This window comes from Paraburkholderia sp. SARCC-3016 (genome assembly GCF_031119615.1).
Taxonomy (GTDB): Bacteria; Pseudomonadota; Gammaproteobacteria; order Burkholderiales; family Burkholderiaceae; genus Paraburkholderia.
Genome location: NZ_JAVHZD010000022.1, coordinates 95,085 through 113,546, shown reverse-complemented (window position 1 = coordinate 113,546; position 18,462 = coordinate 95,085). Strand labels below are relative to the sequence as shown.

Sequence of the window (18,462 nt, the reverse complement as noted above, 5' to 3'; positions counted from 1 at the left end):
CTCCCTATGTACAAACTGACGATTCCCGGTGAAACCTTCCTTGTTGCCACGCTGGCCGGTGTGCTGTCCCTGTTCCGTGATGAGCGCGTGCAGGCAACGGAAACGGCGCTTATCGGGCTGCAGTGCGACAGCGCTGCAGCAAGCGTGACCCGCTACAACGGCAAGCTGGCGATCCGCCGCGCTGGCACGGCGGCCGAAGTAATCGCATCCCTCTTTGACGAGGTCCGCTCGCACTGGCTCGGCCAATATGGCGCGGAGCCGAAGCCGTGGCAGATCCGCCCGGCGCACTGGGACGAACTTTTCGCCCTGTTCGATCTTCCTCGCGCACCGGAGCGCTTCCTATCCAGCGGCCAGATCGATGTAGAACGTGCAGCAGCGCGCAACGCCCGCCAGTTCTTCGACCTGTCGCCGTTTTTCCATCACGCAGCCATTGAGCGCTTCGGCTTCGGGGCAGGCGGCCCGCCCGCCCCGGGTGGTGGCGTGAACGCCAGGCATGAGGTGCACGTCGCGTACGCACTGTTGCGCAACGAACCCGTGCCCGATGCGGTGCTCGACGACTATCGAAAGATGGAGCGCGCCTTTCGCTACGACCTGGAGTGGGCAGAGCCGTTGCTCAACGTGGTTGAGCTACGCGGGCGCATGCCGGCCGAGAAACATCGGTGGGTGGCGTCGGTGATGCGTGCCGCGAAGCTGCCGATTACGGCCCAGAACGTGGATGCGATCGTGGCAGCCGTCGACGCCTTGCCGGCTGCCTGTGATTTCGTCTCGGTCGACGACGCGCTTTTCGAGGCAGGTATCCTCTCCGCCGAATCATTGCCGCCGATGTTCAACGAGCCGCTGACGTTGGGCACACCAGTGAATGCTTTCGCCGAGCGTCTGCGCCAGATTCTGGCTGACTCGAAGCGGGTCAAATCTCTGGGCAGGGCCGATATGGAGCGCACCCAGGGGCGCACGACTGCGCGCCGGCATAAGCTGGAGCGTGAGATGGCGTTGCTCTCGCACGGTCGTGAGACCTTCGAATGGGCCAATCGCATGGCCGTCGCCATCGAACAGCGTCACCTCCCGTTGTTGCTGGAGGTGCTGGACAGCCCCGACGATCGAAACCGCAGCAGCAAGCGCGCCGTCGAAGAGTATTACGGCGTGAAACTGCGTGGTGGGAACTCGAAAACCCGGCGTCGTGCAATCTTCGGCCTGTGCGGGATGGATGAAGCGGCGCAGGCGGCGTGGGAATCCGCAGATACTGAACGCAAGGCGGCGCAACGAAAGGCGGAAGATGCGCAACGAGCGAAGGAAGCGGCGCAACGCACGAAGTATCAGCGTCCCGACGGCGTCATCATCGACGGCGCACAGCATGTCGAAGCCGCGATCGAGGAGGGCTTCCGTGAGATCCGCGATTGGCGCAAGGGGGCGAGCAGGCAGTACGCGCTCGTGAATCCCGAGCGTGGCGAGGCGAGGACACTGCGCGCGAAGGATGGCACGCTGGATTATGCGCGCGCGATGCTCGAGCGCCTTGCAGCCTGAGGATACTGTCGTGCGATTCGATCGATATCCTCGTTATGAGGGCTACCGCTGGACGTCGCGCATGGAGACGCTGCACCTGCGTCGCCAGGAGCGTGTCGCCGACAGGATTGCGCAAGCGTATCCGCTCTTTGCCGACCAGATCGAAGCGCCACGTGCGCTTTCGGTCGACGAAGAAAGGGAGCGTCGCGAGCGCATGTTCGACCGCAGCGAGCAACGCATGCGTGACCTGTTTGCCCGCCAGTGGCGTGACGCGCGTCGCGAGTTCTTCGCGTGTCCCGTCGAAGTGCGCGAACTGATCATGGGAGAGTGGAAAGCGTGGCGCGGTCCGGCCAACCCTGTCTGCTTCTCGTATGTGATGGAAAAGCACAATGGCGTGGGCGCCGAGAAATCACGCGTGTTTCGCGAGCGGGAAGCTGCGATGATTGCCCGGATTGACGGTGCACGCCTCGCGCAGACCTCGCTGCTCTGAAGCAATTTTCCTGAAACACAGCCGGCGCTCAGCGCCGGCTTTTTTTTCGCCGTCGGTATCGGTCCGCGGTAAAAGCGGGGTTGTTTTGCGCATGATTTGGGCAACTCCCGGCGCTTTCGCGGCATAGACTTTCATCATCACCTGCGTCACTGACGCATCGAGCCGCCGGATTCCGGCACAAGTCTGCCCTGGGGGACGTCCTCCCTTTACGGGCGACACCGGGGTACTACATTCTGAGGCCCCCATGACTCAACAGAACGCTTCCGAACGAGATCGCGTTTCGATCGCGCAGGTCGAAGCCGCTATCAATGTATGGCGCAACCGCAATCCGTCGATGTTTGACTCGGATGTGCTGGTGCTCTGTGCCGAAGCACGTTGTCTCGCCGACCTGTACGGAGAGCTGATTTTCACGCGCGAGACCTCTGTATCGCGCGAATCGCTTACGCACGCGCAAGTGGCTGCATTAGCCGGCGCGCTCGTGTAACACCCAACCAAATCTCCAGCGTCAACCGACGCATTCGACCGGCCGCGAGAGCGGCACACTCAACTCGCCCCTTCGGGACCACGTCCCCTGGGGCGTCGTTTCGTGGGGCTTTTCCTTTTCAGGTACCCCATGAAAGTCAATCCCCAGCAACTCTTTGCACTGCTCTCTGCCTACATTCCGAAGCGTCTCCCGGTGCTCATCACCGGGCCAGCGGGTGTTGGCAAGAGCGATATCGTCGATCAGGTTGCCAAGGCAACCGGTCACGATCTGCTCATCAGCCACCCCGTTGTCGAAGATCCGACAGACTCCAAAGGTCTGCCGTTTCCCAAGGGCGACATTGCGCGCTTCCTCCCGTTTGGCGATCTCGAGCGGGCATTGAGCGCAACCACGCCACTGCTCTGGTTCCTCGATGATCTCGGGCAGGCCTCGCCAGCGGTGCAGGCAGCGAAGATGCAACTGCTGCTCGCTCGTCGTATTGGCGAACACGTGTTGCCCGGTTGCGTCACGTTCGTTGCGGCTACCAACCGGCGCGGTGACAACGCAGGCGTGACGGGGATTCTCGATCCCGTCATCTCGCGTTTTGCAACGGTGGTGGAACTGGAACCGACCATCGATGACTGGACCGCATGGGCAGTGGGCAACAACGTGCCCGCGGAACTGATCGCGTTCCTGCGCTTCCGGCCGGATCTGCTGTACGTGCAGAAGAAGTCGCGCGACATCGAAAACTCGGCAAGTCCCCGCACCTGGGGATTCGTCGCGAAGACGATGGGCGTCGTGCCGAAAGAGCTTGAACTGGTCTCGTATGCGGGATCGGTCGGCGAAGCGGCAGCGGGCGAACTGATGAGCTTTCTCGCAATCTACCGCGAGCTGCCATCGCCCGACGCCATCCTGCTGTCGCCGGATAGTGCGCCGATTCCTGAAACGCCCGCCGCGCTCTATGCAGTTAGCACGGCACTGGCCGCGCACTCAACCGAAGGTAACTTCGACCGGGTGCTGACCTACAACGACCGGCTGATCGATGCTGGCCGCCGCGAATTCGCGGCGCTCCTCGCACGTGACGCAGTGCGGCGCAAGCCTGAACTGCAGAACACCCACGCGTTCATCCGCGCACAGGGTGGTCCGCTCGGTCAGATCATCCGCGGTCAATAAGCACCGCGCTTCCTGCTTTACCTGCCTTTCCTGTTGCCACGGCCCGCCATGCGGCCCGTGGCTTTTTTTCTTTCTGCTGAATCCAAGCGCTATCTTTTCTGGAGTCATCCATGAACATCACCGAACTGAAATCCAAGGTCATGCTGTCGTCGGTCACCGTCTCTGCCTGGCAGGGTCGCCGCTTCGACATGAAGGCCACTGAAGCCGTCGAGGCGAAGCATCAGACCAAGGGCATCGGCCGCTTTAATAAGCGTCTGTTACCCGAACACGCGCCGAGCTATCACGAGGTCATGTCGATCGGCAATCGCATCCGCTCGTATTACTACGCCCACACGTTGCAGTATGACCAGCTGGGCGTGCGCCTGTTGCCGACGATGATCTACATGGACGTCGCCGAGCAGCTGCGCAAGATGAAAGACGAGTTCGAGCTGGCCGTGTCGGTCTTCCTGACGGACTATCTGGACCTGAAGGAAAAGGCGCGCGAAGAACAGAAGGACCTGTACAACGAGGCGGACTATCCGACGCTTGCCGCGATGTCGGGCAAGTTTGGCGTCAAGCTCTCGGTGCTGCCGTTCCCGGACGCCAGCCAGTTCGGTGTTGATCTGCCGCCCGATGTGCTGACCGGCCTTCGTACCGAAATCGATCAGCACGTGCTCGCCTCGATATCGACGGCAAACAGTGATCTCGTTGGTCGTCTTTTCGAAGCGGTCTCGAAGCTTGCCGATCGCCTTTACGGCGCGACGAACGTTCGCCTGGACGTCACGAACAACGTGCGCGAACTGTGCGACCTTCTCCCGAAGCTGAACTTCTCCAACGATCCGAAGCTTAATCACATCCTCGAACAGGCGAAGCGTCATCTCGCCGTGCATACGGGTGCGGATCTGAAGGAGTCGAACGTGCTGCGTTCGCAGGTCGCGGCCAAGGCGTCGGAAATCGAGGGGCTGATGGCCGCATTCATGGGCACGACGCCGGAGCCGATGGTGGATCGCGAGGCGGCGTTCGCGCCGGTCGGGATGACAGCCCAGCCGGAGCAGACGCCGCTGCTGCGCCTCGTTGCATGAGGTGGCCATGGACCCGCGAATCTTGAAACAGCGTACGGCGCTCGTACTGGATCAGCCGTTTTTCGGCGCGCTCGCGCTTCGACTGAAGGTGGTCGAAGACGCGTCGTGCAAGACGTTCTGGACTGACGGGGAGTCGCTGGGCTACAACCCGGCGTATCTAGGCGGCCTGAACGATCTTGAGACACGTGGTGTCTTGGCGCACGAAGTTCTGCACGTGGCCAATGGCCACTGCTGGCGTCAGGGCGATCGCGATCCGAAGCTCTGGAACGACGCATGTGACTATGCGATCAATCCGATCGTGCTCGAGGCAGGCATGCTGCTACCAAAGGGTGTTTTGGTCGATGCGCGCTACAAGGGAAAGTCGGCTGAAGAGATCTATGGCATCCTCGCGCAGGACAAGCGGCAGAGGGAAAAGCAGCAAAACGAGCAAGGGAAGGGCAAGCAGGACGGTGGCAAACCGGATGCACAGTCTGGCCAGCATTCGGCTCAACAGCTGAAGCAGCCTGACAGTGCATGCGGGGGTAACAGCCCGCCGCAGTCCTCAAACGCGAACGGCGCGAACACACCGTCCGCCAATCCCGACCCCGGCTCGACTCCCGATGCCGCCCCCTCCTGTGGCGAGGTTCGCCAGTACACCGGCGACGACAAGGCCCTGAAGGAATCGGAATGGAAGGTGGCCGTGTTGCAGGCTGCGAAAGCGGCAAAGATGCGCGGCTCGCTGCCCGGTGCGCTGCAAGCGATGGTGACGGATGCTGTTGAACCCGTTGTCGACTGGCGTCCGATCCTGCATCGTTTTGCGCAGGAATCGTCGCCGACTGACTACACCTTCGCGATGCCAAATCGCCGGTATCTGCACATGGGCCTGTATCTGCCGTCGCTGAACGAACCGGCGGTGGGCGATGCCGTCTTTGTCCGCGACTCAAGCGGATCGGTGTGGGATGAAACGCAGGCGCAGTTCGCGGCGGAAATCATCGCAGTGAACGCCGGTGTGCAGCCGCGCCGGCTGATCGTGATGGATTGCAACACGCGAGTAACACAGGTCCAGACATTCGAGCGCGGTGACGCGGTTGATCTTGAACTGCTACCTGTGCGCGGCGGCGGGGGGACCTCATTCGTCGAGCCGTTCGAGCGGCTTGCGAAAGAAGGAATCCGCCCCGCGTTCCTGGTTTATCTCACCGACATGGACGGCCCGTTTCCCGACGATCATCCGGACTACCCGGTCCTGTGGGCTTCGACGACGCCTCTCAAGCGGGCGAAGAAGGCGCCGTTCGGTGAGATGGTCGAAGTAATCTGTTAGCGCACGATGTTGCTCATTCCCTTAACCCAACCCCGGCCGAGTGCTGGGGTTTTTTTATTTCGGTTAGGCTCTGAAAGCGGATTCCACGCATTCCACAGACTCATTTTCTCGAACTTTGGTGTCTTTCCCACGAGAAAAATCAAGCAACTCAAACATTTAACCTTACGCTACCCGGCGGTTGCGAACGGGGTAAGTCACAAAAGGGACCTGAGCCGGCTCAGGTTGCTCTTGCTGCTTTTGAAACAAAAGCGAAGAAGGGAGCCGGACGTCGACGCATATTTTCAAAATATGAATCAATGCGCGAGACGCATTGTTTCGTATCCGGCGGCAGGCCTCGATCCGAGGGACGCGCATTGATGCGAGGTTTCTATCTCCCTTTGCGCGAAAAAGTAGGTCACGGAAGCGGCTCAAACAGATCCATTTGCCGGCGACTGGACTTGCGACCTTCGCTGCTCGCTTCGGTCGGCGCAGCCTCATGCGCGATGCGAAAGAAGCTGGGGTCGACGCCCGCGTTATGCGCCGCACGAAGCCAATGCGGCGTATCGCCCAGCCCATTCCATTCGTTACCATGCGCATCCCGGTAGAGCGCCGGGTGATCGAGGTCGTGCTGGATTGAGTCGGCGAGCGCTTGCACTGTGATGCCGAATTCTTCCATCCGACGACGTATCCAGATGATCAGCCGGTCGCGGGCTTCGCCGTCAGCTATTTTTCCCTTCATAAACGAGTGCTGCTGCGTTGGTTGTCGTGTTGCGGAGTATAACGGCGTGCCGCAGCGGTGCGCCCCGCTCTAGGCGCGTTTGCGCGCCATCTGGTCGAGTGACTCACCAGCGCGAAAGCGCTCAAGCCGGTCGCTTGCATCAGCAACAGCCGCGAGGGGTGCACGACGCAACTGCCTGTCGTAAGTCGAGACAATTACCGCGAATTGCCGGCAGCCGTTCTCGTCCAGTGACCACACGCCAGAGTCCCGGCCGCGATCGAAGGCCGCTGAGATGACGTGCTCGGCGTCTCGCATCTGTTCGAAGGTGGCCTCACCGTAGCCCGCCTCTGCCAGTAACCCGGTGAGGATCATTGCCTGGCAAAGGATCTGCGCCGCTCCGGCATTGCCCATTCCCCGCCGCATCGCGTCCAGGGCGATGTGAACCTGCAGACAAAGCCGATCGACTTCGGTGCGCGGCATCGGTAGCAGGAGGGTCTTGTTTCGACGCGCACGCGCCGCTGCTGCGGTTCGTGCAAACGGAATCGTTCTCGCCATCGTGTCAATAATTAGAAAGCGCCGGGGGCAGATCCTACACCACACACCGGAGCGCAGCGTTACCAGGAAAGCTATACGTTTTACTGCATCATTTCGGGTTAGTGACCTGAGCCGGCTCCGCGACACATTACGGCATCGCCAAGCTGCATGACATCTTCGGGCAGTGTCACGCGCAACGAATCGGCAAAAGCTCATTGATTTGATCGTTCTTTCGGTCTGCTACAGGTCACCGCAGCCTGAAAAATAGCCGCATGTCCGAAGCTACCGAAAATCCCCTGCTCAAGGTGCGCCCGCTCGAAGAGAGCGCGGTGCAGATGTTTTTCGCATCAGTCGCCCCGCTGCGTGAATACTTCGAAGCGCCCGACGTCGCCGAAATCATGGTCAACAACTTCGACAATGTCTGGATCGAGCGACGTGGGGAAATGCACCGCCTCAATCTCACGCTGAATCAGGCAACGCTCAACGGCGCGATTCTTTCGCTTGCAGCATCGGTCGAGAAGTCGGCGAAGGCCGGCACGGCACAGGGCATTATCAACGCCGGCCACAAGGGTTTGCGTATTGCGGCTGTCATGCGTCCGACGGCGATCGATGGTCACGCGATGTCGATCCGCAAGCACAGCGACCGGCAACTCAGTCTTGCCGATTACGTCGCGATGGGCGCGTTCTCGCGCGTGAACGCGCGGCATGAGCACAACGACGAGAAGCTGTTCTATCCCGGCATCGAAAACGAAGGGATGATGGCCGCCGTCAGCGAGCTGATCGTCCGCCGCAAAAACGTACTGGTGGCCGGCGGCACTTCGACAGGCAAGACCACTTTCCTCAACGCGCTCGCCGCACAGGTGCCCGAAGACCAGCGTGTCATCACCATCGAAGACACGATGGAGCTGAAGCTGCGCGTGCCCAATCTTGTGCGATTCCTCTCGAACCCGGACAAGGGTGTGACGACGCAGGCCCTCGTTGCGCTGTGTCTGCGATTCCGTCCTGACCGCATCGTCGTTGGCGAGGTCCGCGGCGGTGAGGCGTTCGACTTCATTCAGGCACTGAGCACCGGGCACGACGGCGGCCTGGGTTCGATTCACTCAAACGATGCGCGCGGCGGCCTCAGCCGCCTGGAGAGCCTCGCGATGCTCGGGATTCCGCCCGGCAGCCGGTGGGATCTTGTCGACATGCGCAAGTCCATCGCCGACTGCTTTCATTACGTCATCCATATGCGCCGTACCGGCGAGTTGCGCCACGTTTCCGAGATCGTCGAGATCAAGGGATTCAAGGATGGGGACTATGTCCTCAACCGCGTTTTTTAAGCAAACAGGAGCTGTTCATGAAGAAGTGCCTCAAATCTGTCCAGTCGCGACTGCGTGCCGTGGGTGCGGTTGCCCACCGTCGCTTTTTCAGCCGTCGCGAAATACGCTCGACGCTCATCGCAGCCGGCCTCGCATTCTTCCCTCCGCTCGCGTCGGCCGTGAGCCTTAGCGATCTCGGTTCCGCGACCGACGTCATTTGCCTGATCCAGGCCTATATCAGCGGTCCGTGGCTGTACGGGATTGGTGTCGTGCTGATCATCGTTGGCGCGGTTGCGATCGCCAGTTCAGAAAGCACGATTGGCAAGCTGATCTCTTCGGTGTTCGTTGGCTTGGGCCTCGCTGCGTGCGCGGTCAACATCGTCAAAAACCACCTCGGCGTCACGTACACCTGTGCGTGAGCCAACGAAAGTCAGCCGAGGCCTGTCGCTGCCGCGCCAGATGGGCGGTGCGGATCGCGGTCTCGCAATCGCGAACGGCACGCTCACGCTGCTTCTCTGCTACTCGAGCACGACCTTCGCGTTTTTACCCGTGGGCATCGTCATCCATTGGGTACTGCGTTGGAAGAGTAACCGGGATCCCTGGTGGCGGGACGTCATGCTCGTCTACAACCACTACCCCGACCTGCACGAGCCGCTGCCGTCGGCGAAGTTCTCCGCCCGGTTCAAGCGGCCCTATGGCTTCGATCAGGATCTGCAATGCTGAAACGAATTGTGCGCCGGCCGGTGCAGGAGATTGCGCCCTGGGCGACGATGGTGACGCCCGAGCTTGTTCTGGACAAGGACGGGTCGCTGCTTACTTGCTACACGTTCGAGGGGGTGGATGCTGACTCGCCGAACGCTGACGACATCTCGTCGGTGCGCAACAACCTGGACAACGCGTGCAAGAACTTCGACCACCGGATTACCGCGTGGTGGAGGCTTTCGCACCGCCGCGTGCAGGGGGCCATCGATGGCGCATTCGCGGCGGACATCGACGAGTACGTGGACCGGATCAACCGAAACCACGTCAGTAGCGGGAAGTATTTCCGCAACACGCAGTCGCTCTCGCTCGCCTACACGCCCGAAACCGGGATCAACAAGGTGTTCGACAAGGTTGCGTATCACATGACGATCGGCGGGAAGTCGATGTTGCCCGCCCTCATTGAGACAGCGAAAGACACGTTCTTCGCACGGAGCGCCTTCGTCTTCGACCTCGAACGCATGACGACGGACATCAAGCAGTTTGAGTCGATCCTCGACGCATTCAAGGGCGGTGTAACGCGGCTCAAGGTGAAGCGACTGGAACTGCAGAACACGCTGTCCTACCTGCATCAGACTGCCAACCCGTCCGTGCCGCCGCGCCGTGTCCGATATCCCGTCACCATGCTGGACACGCATCTCACCGAAAGCACGGTCGTCTATGGCGCCGAGCACCTGATGTTCGAATCGGCGCACGGTACGCGCTTCGCGAAGATCGTGGCCGTCAAGGAATGGATGGGATTCCAGGAAGCGGCGCTCGACGTGCTGTCCGAAGTCGATGCAGAACTCGACATCTGCGTGATGTTCCGCTTCCTTGATACCGCCAAGGCCAAGCAGTACATCGACAAGATTCGCAGCTTCTACAAGATCGCCGCGTTCAATCCGATGGCGATCATCAAGGCCTTTTTCTCGAAGGAAGAGCAGAAGAACGATAAAGGCCGGATGATGCTTGCGGAAGAGGCGGAGGACGCGCTCGCGAAGATCACAGCGAAAGGGCAGCAGTACGGTTTTGCCAACATCTCGGTCATTGTCTACGGTGACACCGCCAAAGAATGCGACGATGCGACGCGTGAAGTCGTCGGCAAGATCGGCAGCGCGGGATTCGGCGTGGTCCTCGAAAAGGACAACCTCGCGGCCGCGTGGAATACGACGCTGCCGGGCCGTTGGGACAAGCAGAAGCGCCTGCAATTCGTTGAGACGCCCGCGGTATCCGATATCGCGCCGGTCCGCAGCGTGGCGGAAGGTAGCGCTGTCAATGCATGGCTGACGCAGCAGTCGGGTCAGAAGACCGGGCCGCTCACCATGCTGCCCACGCGCCACAAGACGTTGCAGCGTGTGAACCTGCACCGCCCTGGCGGCGCTTCCCACCTGCTCGTCCTTGGTCCGATCGGCATGGGCAAGTCGATCATGCTCAACTTCCTCATGTCGCAGACGGGCCGTCACGGCGCGCGACGCGTGCGCTTTGACAAGGACCGCTCGACGCGGATTCCGACGGTCCTGGCGGGCGGGCGTTTTGTTGATGCGACCGGACGCTTTGAGGCTGCGACGTCGGTCAATCCGTTATCCCTTCTGTGCGACAAGCAGCACTATTCCTATGTCGCCGAATGGGTGCAGATGGCCATTGAAGACGATTCCTTCCGCTGCAGCAAGAATCAGGAGCGGGAGATTTTCGAGGCAGTCAGCACCCTCGGCGACGGCTATGGGGCTGAATTCTGGACGTTGTCCTATCTGACCACGATGCTATCCATCGAGCTGCGTGAACGGTTGGCCGTCTGGACGAAGGGCGAAAAAAATGGCCGGTTCTTCGATCACGTCGAAGACGCGTTCACTCTGTCCGATGACCTGTCCATCGAAATGGGCGATCTGTTTAACAACTTCCCGATCGCGGCCGCGCTGTTCATGGATTACGCGTTCTACCGGATCGCACAGTGGCTCGACGGCAAGCGCTACACGGTGATCGAGGTCGAGGAGGCGGGCTTCTTCTTCCAGAACGAACGTTTCTACAAGCGCCTGGAAATCTGGGCCGTGACGATCCGGAAGCTGAACGCGACGTTGATGATGGCGACGCAGTCGCTCGCTCAGGTCGCACGTATCGCGGACTTCGAGGTGCTCAAGGAAAACATCCCGAACATCATCTACCTGCCCAATCCCGATGCGAAGAATAACCTGCATCTTTATCGCGACAAGTTCGGCCTCACGCTCGACCAGATCCAGATGATCGTCGAGGCCGCGCCCAACCGGGACTACCTGTGGGTAACACCGGACCAGACACGCATGCTGCAGGCGAGCTTCCCCAAGGAGACGCTCGCCGTATTGCGTTCGGATGGCCGCGCCCAGGCTGTGCTCGACAGGCACTACCAGTCCGGCGCTGCTAACTGGCGCGAGGCCTACCTCGCCGAAATGATGACAGTCGATTGAGGTCCTTTCACGGGCGCACCGAACCGTGCTCCGGCTGCTGCGCCATCAAACAACGACGGAGCCAAACAATCCGCGTCTGGCGGTCAAAACCAACAGGTGATTCAGTGAACAAAAAATCATTCATCCGGCTCGCAGCAGCAGCGGCGCTGACGTTCGGCATGGTTCAGGGCGCATACGCGCAGTGGGCGGTCCTTGACGTCGCGAACCTCGCGCAGAACATCATCACGGCAATGAAGGCCGTCAAGACCGAGGTCTACCAGGACAGCAACATCGCCTACCAGTACCAGATGGTGGCCAACCAGCTGAAGCAGGCAACCGATCTCGATCCCTCGGCCATGAAGGCGCAGTACGACCAGATCACCGGAGACATAGATAAGTACAGGCAGCTCTCCGACACCATGACCGACATGTACGGCGACCTGCAGAACGGCAGTCAGTGGATCAACCATGTCCAGGGCCTGATTGCGCACTCCGGCAAGTCGAACGAGCAGTGGTTCTCCGACATGGCCACGCTCTACAACCAGCGCGACAACCAGGCGACGCAGCTTTTCCAGATGGGCAATAACGTCATGCAGCACACACAGACGCTCGCGAAGCGTCGCCAGGATCTGCAGTCGCAACTGTCGTTGACGCCGACGTCGCAGGCTACGGCGGAAATGACCACGCATTATCTGGACATCGTATCGAGCCAGATGACCGACCTCCTGCAGATGACCGCCAGCAGGCAGCAGAAGGACGCGCAGCAGCAGTCAGCACAGAATGAGGAAGACAGGACGCGCGCCGCGAACGCAAAGGCGTTCCTCGACCAGCAGGCCGCCGAGCGCGCGGCTTACGGCAACTAGGGGAGCGCAAAAGCGACATGTTGCTGCGTGACATCAAACACCTGGCCGTCGCCTGTCTGCTGGCGCTGTTTGCGATCGGCGCGTCGCCGGCGTTCGCTGACGGCGCGTCTGCGCCCGCGGCAACCAGTGGTACGGCCGCCAATCCCTACGTGAGCCCTGGTGAAACTGCGGCGGGCAATGCCCGTGCGATCGACAAGATCACCGCAATGTTTTCGTCGATCATGAATACCGCAGTCGAGGCCTCGCAGAGTATCCAGAAGGAATCGGACAAGTTCGCCAGCGGACTGGCGGTGATTACGATCGTTCTCGCGGCTGTGCGCTTTGCGGCGACAAAAGACCCGGTGATGGCGTGGGTCGCGCTGCTGGAAGAGCTCGGCATTCTCGGCATCTTCGCCTCGATCTACGTCGGTTTCGCAAGCTGGGCGCCGAACTTCTATAAATGGTTCGTCTCGCTGGGCAACGACATCGGGGGAGCGGATATGACCAGTGCGCTCAGCATCATGGGCAATGCGGCCGGCCAGGTCTTCGATTCCGCCGTCCAGGCGTGGTCCGGTATCGGCTTCAACCTGACAATGATTCCGGACGTGGTAATTGCGACGGTCCCGCTGTTTTTAGCCTGGGCGCTGCTTTCGATCACCGCCATCATCTTCGTGTTCTTCATCAACATCGGGCAATTACAGTTCGCGGCAGGCGTGGTGATGGGACAGATTGCCTTCGCGCTCGGCTTCTCTTCTTTCACGCGCGGCTACTTCAAGACGTGGCTCGACTACATGGTCAGCGCGGGCATGTATATCGTCGTTGCCGCGATCCTGATGCGCCTCGTGACACACAACATGGTGAACGCGGTTCAGGACGCCGCAAAACTCGGTCTGACGACGTCGGGTGCGGCCGCACAGGTATTCGATCTAGCCTTTTTCGTGTTCCTCGTATCCTTCGAGATTCCGAAGATCGCGGGCATGTTCGGCGGGGGCGCGGGCGCCAGCGGCGCGATTATAGGCAAGGTGGCGCAAGCCGCAACGAAGCTGCCAAAACCATGACTATCCATACGTCAATGGATGCGCAGACGCTGCTGGCCCGGTATGAGCGTCGCATCGACCTGATCTCCCAATGCGCGAACGAAGCGGGCAGGCCAGACTTCGAACGCAAGTGGGTGTCCGTGCTGCGCGGATGTGCAGCCTGGTTTTCGTCACTGCCACTCAGTCCCCAGCTTTACCGGGAGCCCGGTGGAGCCTTCCGGTGCACGGTTGAAACCGCCTTCTACGCTATGCGGCTGGCGGGTGGCCAGAAGTTCGGCACAAACCTTCCATCGGAGAAGCGCCGCCGCGTCGAGCCGCAATATAACTACGCGGTGTTTCTAGCCGCAGTCTGTTCCCGGCTTGACGAACCGTACCGGCATTTCGTGATCGAGCGTGACGGTGACCAGCAGGTCTGGAATCCTTCGGTGCACGGTGCGGCGGGCGCATGGCTGGCAGGTTCCGAATATCGTGTTTTACGCCGCGAGCAACCGTTGGCTGTCGAGCGAATGCGCACGGGGATGCTGGCGCAGATTCTCGTTGGCTCCGATCTGCTGTCCGGACTCGATGGCGAGGTGCTGTCGGACCTTTTCGGCGCGATCAATCCGAACATGCAGCCGCTGGGGGCCGAGTCGGTACTTCATAAGGTCGTGCGCCAGGGTGTGAGCACCGCCGACGAATTCGACCGCAAGGCGCAACGCGCCGTATTCGCGCCTGTGCAGTTCGACGTGCCGTCAGCTGTGCACGTGGCCGCCGAGCTGGAACCGGTGATTGCCCCAGCGCCTGCCCCGCAGCAGGCGGCCGCTCCTTCGGCGCCGTCGGCAGCGGCAGCCGTTACGCCGTCCACGGACCCCGATCCCGCGTCAGAGAGCGCGTTGGCGTCGCAGCCCACGACTTATCCCGTTTATATGCCGCCCGCGGCGCGGCAGCAACCGCTGTCCCAAGCGACATCTGTCTCAGCGGGAGAAGGGAACCCGTCGCCGCAGACGCTACACGAGGCGTTGGGCATCCCGCCCGCGACGCAGGTCCCCGCGGCCACACCGCAGCCTGCAGCCGTCGACCCGAGCGCCATGAAGGATCCGGCGCAGTCGACCGGCACCCGTCGCGATTCGGCGCCGCCGGCGGCCTTCGATGAAGTGCTCAAGGGCGTGCCGAATCTCGTGCGCGAGTTGTTCCAGGCGCTGCGCGAGGATGTCGCGGCAGGGAAGGCGGCAGCGGTTCAGTGGAATGACAGGGGTCTCGTGCTCCCGAAGCGCCTTGTCGGCGGGTACGGCGTCAGCAGTAGCACGCTCGTTGAACATATGCGCAAGCGCAGCCTGATGGTCGCCGACGAAGCGACCCAGATCACCCTCACGCCGCGTGCTGGCCAACTCATTCTCGACAGACCCGCATGATCACCCCTTACATCAATCACTTCAGGCCGATCTACGAGTTTCGCGCGGCCGTCTTCTGGCTCGCGGCACTCGTCATGCTGCCGCTTTCCGGAATGCCCTTCGCGTGGCTATTCGCACTGGTCGCGCTCGCGTTTCTCACGATGCGTTCGTTGCAGATCTGGCGCGCGTTGAAGTTTCGCATGGCCATTTCAACGAAGTGGCTGACCACACTCCAGATCCCAAAGCTGCTGCAGATCCAGAAACGCATGAAGGAGGAGGCGAACTCGATGTATCTCGGCATCGGGTTCGAATGGACGCAGAAGCACTGCCAGATCGCGCACGACATTCTGCGCATGCCGACCACCGATATTCCGGGGCTGCCGAAATGGCTGAACAAGACGAGGACCGGCCGCAAGATCGAGGAGGCAATTGAAGGTCTGTTCGCGCCGAAAGACAGTATCCGCGATCGCATGCCGCAGGGTGCGTCGTGGATACACGGGCTAGAGCCCAAAAAGGCGCTGGTCCCGTTTCACTACAAGTCGATGGGCGGCCACACTGCCGTTGGTGGCACGACGGGCTCGGGCAAGACCCGCACCTATGAGGTGATCTCGACCCAGGTTATTCACCTTGGCGACGTGCTAATCAACGTCGACCCGAAGAATGACAAGGACTGGAAGCTGCGTGCGGAAAAGGAAGCCGCGAGAACCGGCCGGAAATTCCTTTACTTCAACCAGGCCAAGCCGTCCGAGTCCGTCCGGCTCGAACCACTCGACAGCTGGTCGCAGCCGTCTGAAATTCCCAGCCGCATCGCGCAGTTGATGGAAGAGGGTCCCTTCCGTGACTTTGCCTACCTGTTTATCAGCCGCTCCGTCAACGGTGAACTGTACATCGGCGACAAACCCAATCTCCGCTCGATCCTGAAGTATGCACAGGGGGGTATCGCGCCGCTTCTTGAAAAGGCGCTCCGGCGCTTCTTCGCGGAGAAAGGGCTGATCAACTGGGAAACGGAAGTCGCCACTGAAACGACTCGGCAGGGCCAACGCAACAACGCCGTGTCGCTCGTCGACGGGATGATTGGTTTGTACAACGCCCGGTTCGCGTCCCAGGAGCAGGGTCATGAAGCGATCGACGGCCTGATTGCCACGCACACGCACGACCGCGAGCACTATATGCGCATCATCGCGTCGGCGCTGCCGTTGCTCCAGATGCTGGCGACGGGTGAAACCGGTCTCATGCTCGCGCCGAAGGTCGACGACTTCGAGGACGAGCGCGAGGTGTGGACCATCGAGAAGGTGATCCGCCAGAAAGCGATCCTGCATATCGGTCTGGATTCGCTTTCGAATAGCATCGTGGCAAAGGCCATCGCGTCGATGTTGCTGGCTGACGTCTCTGCCGTCTGCGGCTCGATCTACAACTTCTACGAAACACCGCCCGACGTGGTCCTGATCATTGACGAGGTGGCCGAAGCCATCAACGAACAGGTGATCCAGATCCTCAACAAGGGACGCGGGGCAGGCTTCAAGGCGTTTGTCGCGTTCCAGACACGTGCCGACCTCGAAGCGAAACTCGGAAACGCCGCAAAAATGCTGCAGGTTTTGGGGAACCTCAACAACCAGATCATCCTTAGACTCGAAGACACTGATACGGCACAGTGGTTCTCCGACAAGGTCGGAGAGACGGCGATTCGCAACATAACGATCACTGGCAGTACCAGTACCGGGACGGAAGCCCACCTCGGCGAATTTACCGGTGGTGTGTCGCGTTCACTTCAACTGGAGAAAGCCCCGCTGATTCCAACTCGCCTGATCCACAGTCTGCCCAACCTGCAATATTTCATGCGCATCTCGGGCGCCGCCGTGTACCAGGGCCGCATTCCAATCCTTCAAGGCTGAAAACCTACGCATGTCTGTCGTATTCAAAAAAATCATTCGCGAACACAAACTGTCGTCCCGCCTGAGCCCTGTCTTCACGCTGGCGCCGGAACTGGAACTCGCCTGCGCACGCGTGGCGGATTTCATCGGGGAGAAGTTCATGGGCGAGTCGGAGCCTCTCATCAAGGAGATGCTCGATACCGCGATATCTGCGTACAAGCGCGCCCGCAAGACGGGCAATCCACACATCGCGTTCATGCAGGGGCTTTTCTGCCATTCGAACCTGCTGTACGCGAAGCGCTACGTCGCGCGCGACGGCGAGCGTTACTACGTCTGGCCGCCGATGCTCGAACCCGTCACGGAATTCGAGGCGAGGCACGAAGCGCGAGGGACAGAGATGGTCGAAGAGCGTTGCCCGGAAGTCATTACGCAGCGTTCAGCGGCTTTCCAGCTGGCAGCACGCGCGCTGACGGGCGAGAACTTCCGGCTTTACTTCGAGGACTACGATGTCGCTCACACCTATTCTGATTGCGAAGCTGTCGAGGGTTGATCTGGACGTCGCGCGCCGCGCGCTAGGCACGGCCAACTCGCAGGACAGACTGGATGAGTCGCGCCCCGCCGAGTTCTCCCGCGGCGCCGGCGCGCGGGCATACGGAATGGCCCTTTTCATTTCGCGGCGGCCCGTCCACTTTTACGCTGGCATGTTCGGCCTGATCCTGTTTCCGCTGTACATGCTGTGGCAGTTTGTGCCCGAGCTGGTCCAGTGGGGGATGCAAGCGTATGGCCGGTAGCCGCTTCGCCTCCCACGTCAAGTGGTGGTTCTTCCTTGTGCCGTTGCTGGCGCTCTTTGTCATGCCCGCGATTCCGGACCGGTCGCTGTTCTCTGTACCGTCAGAAGAGGCGGAGTCGGTTCAGAGCGTGGTCGGCGTCGAGCGTGCCGACGACGTCGTGGCACTCACCAATGATCGGTTCCGCCGCTGGTTCGTTGATTCCGGCATCATCCGCGCGACTCTCGATGCATCCGGCTCGGGCGAAATCGGCGAGGCAGGCGCGTCGGAATTTGCGCATGGATGGGTCCACAACTTCTGGCTCGAGGTGTATCGCGTGATTTATCGTGCGAGCGTCATGAAGTTGTGGGTGAACGGGACGTTTATGTTCTGTGCAGCGGCCTTCGTTGACGGTTCAGTGCGCCGCAAGATCAAGGCGTCAGCAGCCGGCTTCGCCAGTCCGCTTTCCTTTCATCTCGCCGGGCACGGCATCCTCCTTGTTTTCGGGATGACGTTTGCCGTTCTCGCAGCGCCGTTCCCGGTGCTCGCGCAATACTGGATCGCAGTCGCGGCAGTGCTCGGTGCGCTGTTGTGGAAGGCTGCCTCCTCGTTCCAGTAACACTTTTCCCGGAAAGCTGTTGCATACCGTATAGCTTTCCGGGTTAGGCGCCTGAGCCGGCTCGGCTCACTTCCTCTCCGCGCTACCGCAGTAGCGATGCGCAACCCCCAGCGCCACCCACCGCAGCGCCTTCCCCGGAACCGTATCTGCGTCCTCTCTCCGCACGTCAACCGTGAGCGCTTGCGTCTTCGCCGCCTCTCCCCAAAAGCGAACTGAAATCGACCATGTTTTGGACGTCTCCCCGTCCGTAGCGTCGTAACAATAAGGTCGTACCACGCGCGTTTGGGC

General features: G+C 60.8%; 19 protein-coding genes. 17 read left to right on the top strand and 2 right to left on the bottom strand.

The window, feature by feature from the left end; all coding sequences use genetic code 11:
- Positions 1–6 precede the first annotated feature (6 nt).
- The 6 genes from QYH69_RS22125 to QYH69_RS22100 all read left to right on the top strand — a co-directional run bounded on the left by QYH69_RS22125 (position 7) and on the right by QYH69_RS22100 (position 5,981).
- Complete coding sequence (locus QYH69_RS22125; protein ID WP_308833918.1) at positions 7–1,521, top strand: hypothetical protein; 1,515 nt, start codon at positions 7–9, stop codon at positions 1,519–1,521.
- Between the two features lie 61 nt (positions 1,522–1,582).
- The gene (locus tag QYH69_RS22120; RefSeq protein ID WP_308833917.1) at positions 1,583–1,990 is read left to right on the top strand and encodes a hypothetical protein; all 408 of its coding nucleotides are present in this window, start codon (positions 1,583–1,585) and stop codon (positions 1,988–1,990) included.
- A gap of 244 nt (positions 1,991–2,234) precedes the next feature.
- A complete protein-coding gene (locus QYH69_RS22115) occupies positions 2,235–2,474 on the top strand; it encodes a DUF3717 domain-containing protein (protein ID WP_308833916.1) in 240 nt (79 codons plus the stop codon).
- A 129-nt stretch (positions 2,475–2,603) separates the two neighbouring features.
- Entirely contained in the window at positions 2,604–3,623 is a 1,020-nt protein-coding gene (locus QYH69_RS22110; RefSeq protein ID WP_308833915.1) for an ATP-binding protein, read from the top strand.
- A gap of 110 nt (positions 3,624–3,733) precedes the next feature.
- A complete protein-coding gene (locus tag QYH69_RS22105) occupies positions 3,734–4,684 on the top strand; it encodes a hypothetical protein (protein ID WP_308833914.1) in 951 nt (316 codons plus the stop codon).
- Between the two features lie 7 nt (positions 4,685–4,691).
- The gene (locus QYH69_RS22100) at positions 4,692–5,981 is read left to right on the top strand and encodes a VWA-like domain-containing protein (protein ID WP_308833913.1); all 1,290 of its coding nucleotides are present in this window, start codon (positions 4,692–4,694) and stop codon (positions 5,979–5,981) included.
- Between the two features lie 394 nt (positions 5,982–6,375).
- Here the strand turns inward: QYH69_RS22100 and QYH69_RS22095 are convergent, their stop codons facing one another.
- Positions 6,376–6,699, bottom strand: coding sequence for an H-NS family nucleoid-associated regulatory protein (locus tag QYH69_RS22095; RefSeq protein ID WP_308833912.1), 324 nt, complete (start codon positions 6,697–6,699; stop codon positions 6,376–6,378).
- Between the two features lie 69 nt (positions 6,700–6,768).
- Complete coding sequence (locus QYH69_RS22090; protein ID WP_308833911.1) at positions 6,769–7,233, bottom strand: hypothetical protein; 465 nt, start codon at positions 7,231–7,233, stop codon at positions 6,769–6,771.
- Between the two features lie 251 nt (positions 7,234–7,484).
- Between QYH69_RS22090 and QYH69_RS22085 the strand changes: the two genes are divergently transcribed.
- The 11 genes from QYH69_RS22085 to QYH69_RS22035 all read left to right on the top strand — a co-directional run bounded on the left by QYH69_RS22085 (position 7,485) and on the right by QYH69_RS22035 (position 18,174).
- The gene (locus QYH69_RS22085; RefSeq protein ID WP_308833910.1) at positions 7,485–8,534 is read left to right on the top strand and encodes an ATPase, T2SS/T4P/T4SS family; all 1,050 of its coding nucleotides are present in this window, start codon (positions 7,485–7,487) and stop codon (positions 8,532–8,534) included.
- 17 nt (positions 8,535–8,551) lie between these two features.
- Positions 8,552–8,932: a TrbC/VirB2 family protein gene (locus QYH69_RS22080; protein ID WP_308833909.1), complete on the top strand. Its 381-nt coding sequence runs from the start codon at positions 8,552–8,554 to the stop codon at positions 8,930–8,932.
- A gap of 40 nt (positions 8,933–8,972) precedes the next feature.
- Positions 8,973–9,236, top strand: a complete 264-nt coding sequence (locus QYH69_RS22075) for a VirB3 family type IV secretion system protein (RefSeq protein WP_308833962.1) — start codon at positions 8,973–8,975, stop codon at positions 9,234–9,236.
- Entirely contained in the window at positions 9,230–11,689 is a 2,460-nt protein-coding gene (locus tag QYH69_RS22070; RefSeq protein WP_308833961.1) for a type IV secretion system protein VirB4, read from the top strand. The genes QYH69_RS22075 and QYH69_RS22070 overlap by 7 nt, the downstream gene beginning before the upstream one ends.
- 158 nt (positions 11,690–11,847) lie before the next feature.
- Entirely contained in the window at positions 11,848–12,531 is a 684-nt protein-coding gene (locus tag QYH69_RS22065) for a type VI secretion protein (protein ID WP_308833960.1), read from the top strand.
- Positions 12,532–12,548: 17 nt separating this feature from the next.
- A complete protein-coding gene (locus QYH69_RS22060; protein ID WP_308833908.1) occupies positions 12,549–13,568 on the top strand; it encodes a type IV secretion system protein in 1,020 nt (339 codons plus the stop codon).
- Positions 13,565–14,938, top strand: a complete 1,374-nt coding sequence (locus QYH69_RS22055; RefSeq protein WP_308833907.1) for a TraI domain-containing protein — start codon at positions 13,565–13,567, stop codon at positions 14,936–14,938. The genes QYH69_RS22060 and QYH69_RS22055 overlap by 4 nt, the downstream gene beginning before the upstream one ends.
- Entirely contained in the window at positions 14,938–16,809 is a 1,872-nt protein-coding gene (gene traD / locus QYH69_RS22050) for a conjugative transfer system coupling protein TraD (protein ID WP_308833959.1), read from the top strand. The genes QYH69_RS22055 and traD overlap by 1 nt, the downstream gene beginning before the upstream one ends.
- A 10-nt stretch (positions 16,810–16,819) precedes the next feature.
- Positions 16,820–17,338 carry a hypothetical protein gene (locus QYH69_RS22045; RefSeq protein ID WP_308833906.1) on the top strand — a complete coding sequence of 173 codons (519 nt, stop codon included), beginning with the start codon at positions 16,820–16,822 and terminating at the stop codon, positions 17,336–17,338.
- Positions 17,295–17,579, top strand: a complete 285-nt coding sequence (locus QYH69_RS22040) for a hypothetical protein (RefSeq protein WP_028369233.1) — start codon at positions 17,295–17,297, stop codon at positions 17,577–17,579. The genes QYH69_RS22045 and QYH69_RS22040 overlap by 44 nt, the downstream gene beginning before the upstream one ends.
- A complete protein-coding gene (locus QYH69_RS22035; RefSeq protein ID WP_308833905.1) occupies positions 17,569–18,174 on the top strand; it encodes a DUF4400 domain-containing protein in 606 nt (201 codons plus the stop codon). Before QYH69_RS22040 ends, QYH69_RS22035 begins: the two co-directional genes overlap by 11 nt.
- Positions 18,175–18,462 lie beyond the last annotated feature (288 nt).

What these genes read in the sequence shown, in the direction of transcription:
- QYH69_RS22125 (WP_308833918.1), top strand. Translation starts at nt 7, where the DNA reads ATGTACAAACTGACGATTCCCGGTGAAACCTTCCTTGTTGCCACGCTG.
- QYH69_RS22120 (WP_308833917.1), top strand. Translation starts at nt 1,583, where the DNA reads ATGGAGACGCTGCACCTGCGTCGCCAGGAGCGTGTCGCCGACAGGATT.
- QYH69_RS22115 (WP_308833916.1), top strand. Translation starts at nt 2,235, where the DNA reads ATGACTCAACAGAACGCTTCCGAACGAGATCGCGTTTCGATCGCGCAG.
- QYH69_RS22110 (WP_308833915.1), top strand. Translation starts at nt 2,604, where the DNA reads ATGAAAGTCAATCCCCAGCAACTCTTTGCACTGCTCTCTGCCTACATT.
- QYH69_RS22105 (WP_308833914.1), top strand. Translation starts at nt 3,734, where the DNA reads ATGAACATCACCGAACTGAAATCCAAGGTCATGCTGTCGTCGGTCACC.
- QYH69_RS22100 (WP_308833913.1), top strand. Translation starts at nt 4,692, where the DNA reads ATGGACCCGCGAATCTTGAAACAGCGTACGGCGCTCGTACTGGATCAG.
- QYH69_RS22095 (WP_308833912.1), bottom strand. Translation starts at nt 6,699, where the DNA reads ATGAAGGGAAAAATAGCTGACGGCGAAGCCCGCGACCGGCTGATCATC.
- QYH69_RS22090 (WP_308833911.1), bottom strand. Translation starts at nt 7,233, where the DNA reads ATGGCGAGAACGATTCCGTTTGCACGAACCGCAGCAGCGGCGCGTGCG.
- QYH69_RS22085 (WP_308833910.1), top strand. Translation starts at nt 7,485, where the DNA reads ATGTCCGAAGCTACCGAAAATCCCCTGCTCAAGGTGCGCCCGCTCGAA.
- QYH69_RS22080 (WP_308833909.1), top strand. Translation starts at nt 8,552, where the DNA reads ATGAAGAAGTGCCTCAAATCTGTCCAGTCGCGACTGCGTGCCGTGGGT.
- QYH69_RS22075 (WP_308833962.1), top strand. Translation starts at nt 8,973, where the DNA reads ATGGGCGGTGCGGATCGCGGTCTCGCAATCGCGAACGGCACGCTCACG.
- QYH69_RS22070 (WP_308833961.1), top strand. Translation starts at nt 9,230, where the DNA reads ATGCTGAAACGAATTGTGCGCCGGCCGGTGCAGGAGATTGCGCCCTGG.
- QYH69_RS22065 (WP_308833960.1), top strand. Translation starts at nt 11,848, where the DNA reads ATGGTTCAGGGCGCATACGCGCAGTGGGCGGTCCTTGACGTCGCGAAC.
- QYH69_RS22060 (WP_308833908.1), top strand. Translation starts at nt 12,549, where the DNA reads ATGTTGCTGCGTGACATCAAACACCTGGCCGTCGCCTGTCTGCTGGCG.
- QYH69_RS22055 (WP_308833907.1), top strand. Translation starts at nt 13,565, where the DNA reads ATGACTATCCATACGTCAATGGATGCGCAGACGCTGCTGGCCCGGTAT.
- QYH69_RS22045 (WP_308833906.1), top strand. Translation starts at nt 16,820, where the DNA reads ATGTCTGTCGTATTCAAAAAAATCATTCGCGAACACAAACTGTCGTCC.
- QYH69_RS22040 (WP_028369233.1), top strand. Translation starts at nt 17,295, where the DNA reads ATGTCGCTCACACCTATTCTGATTGCGAAGCTGTCGAGGGTTGATCTG.
- QYH69_RS22035 (WP_308833905.1), top strand. Translation starts at nt 17,569, where the DNA reads ATGGCCGGTAGCCGCTTCGCCTCCCACGTCAAGTGGTGGTTCTTCCTT.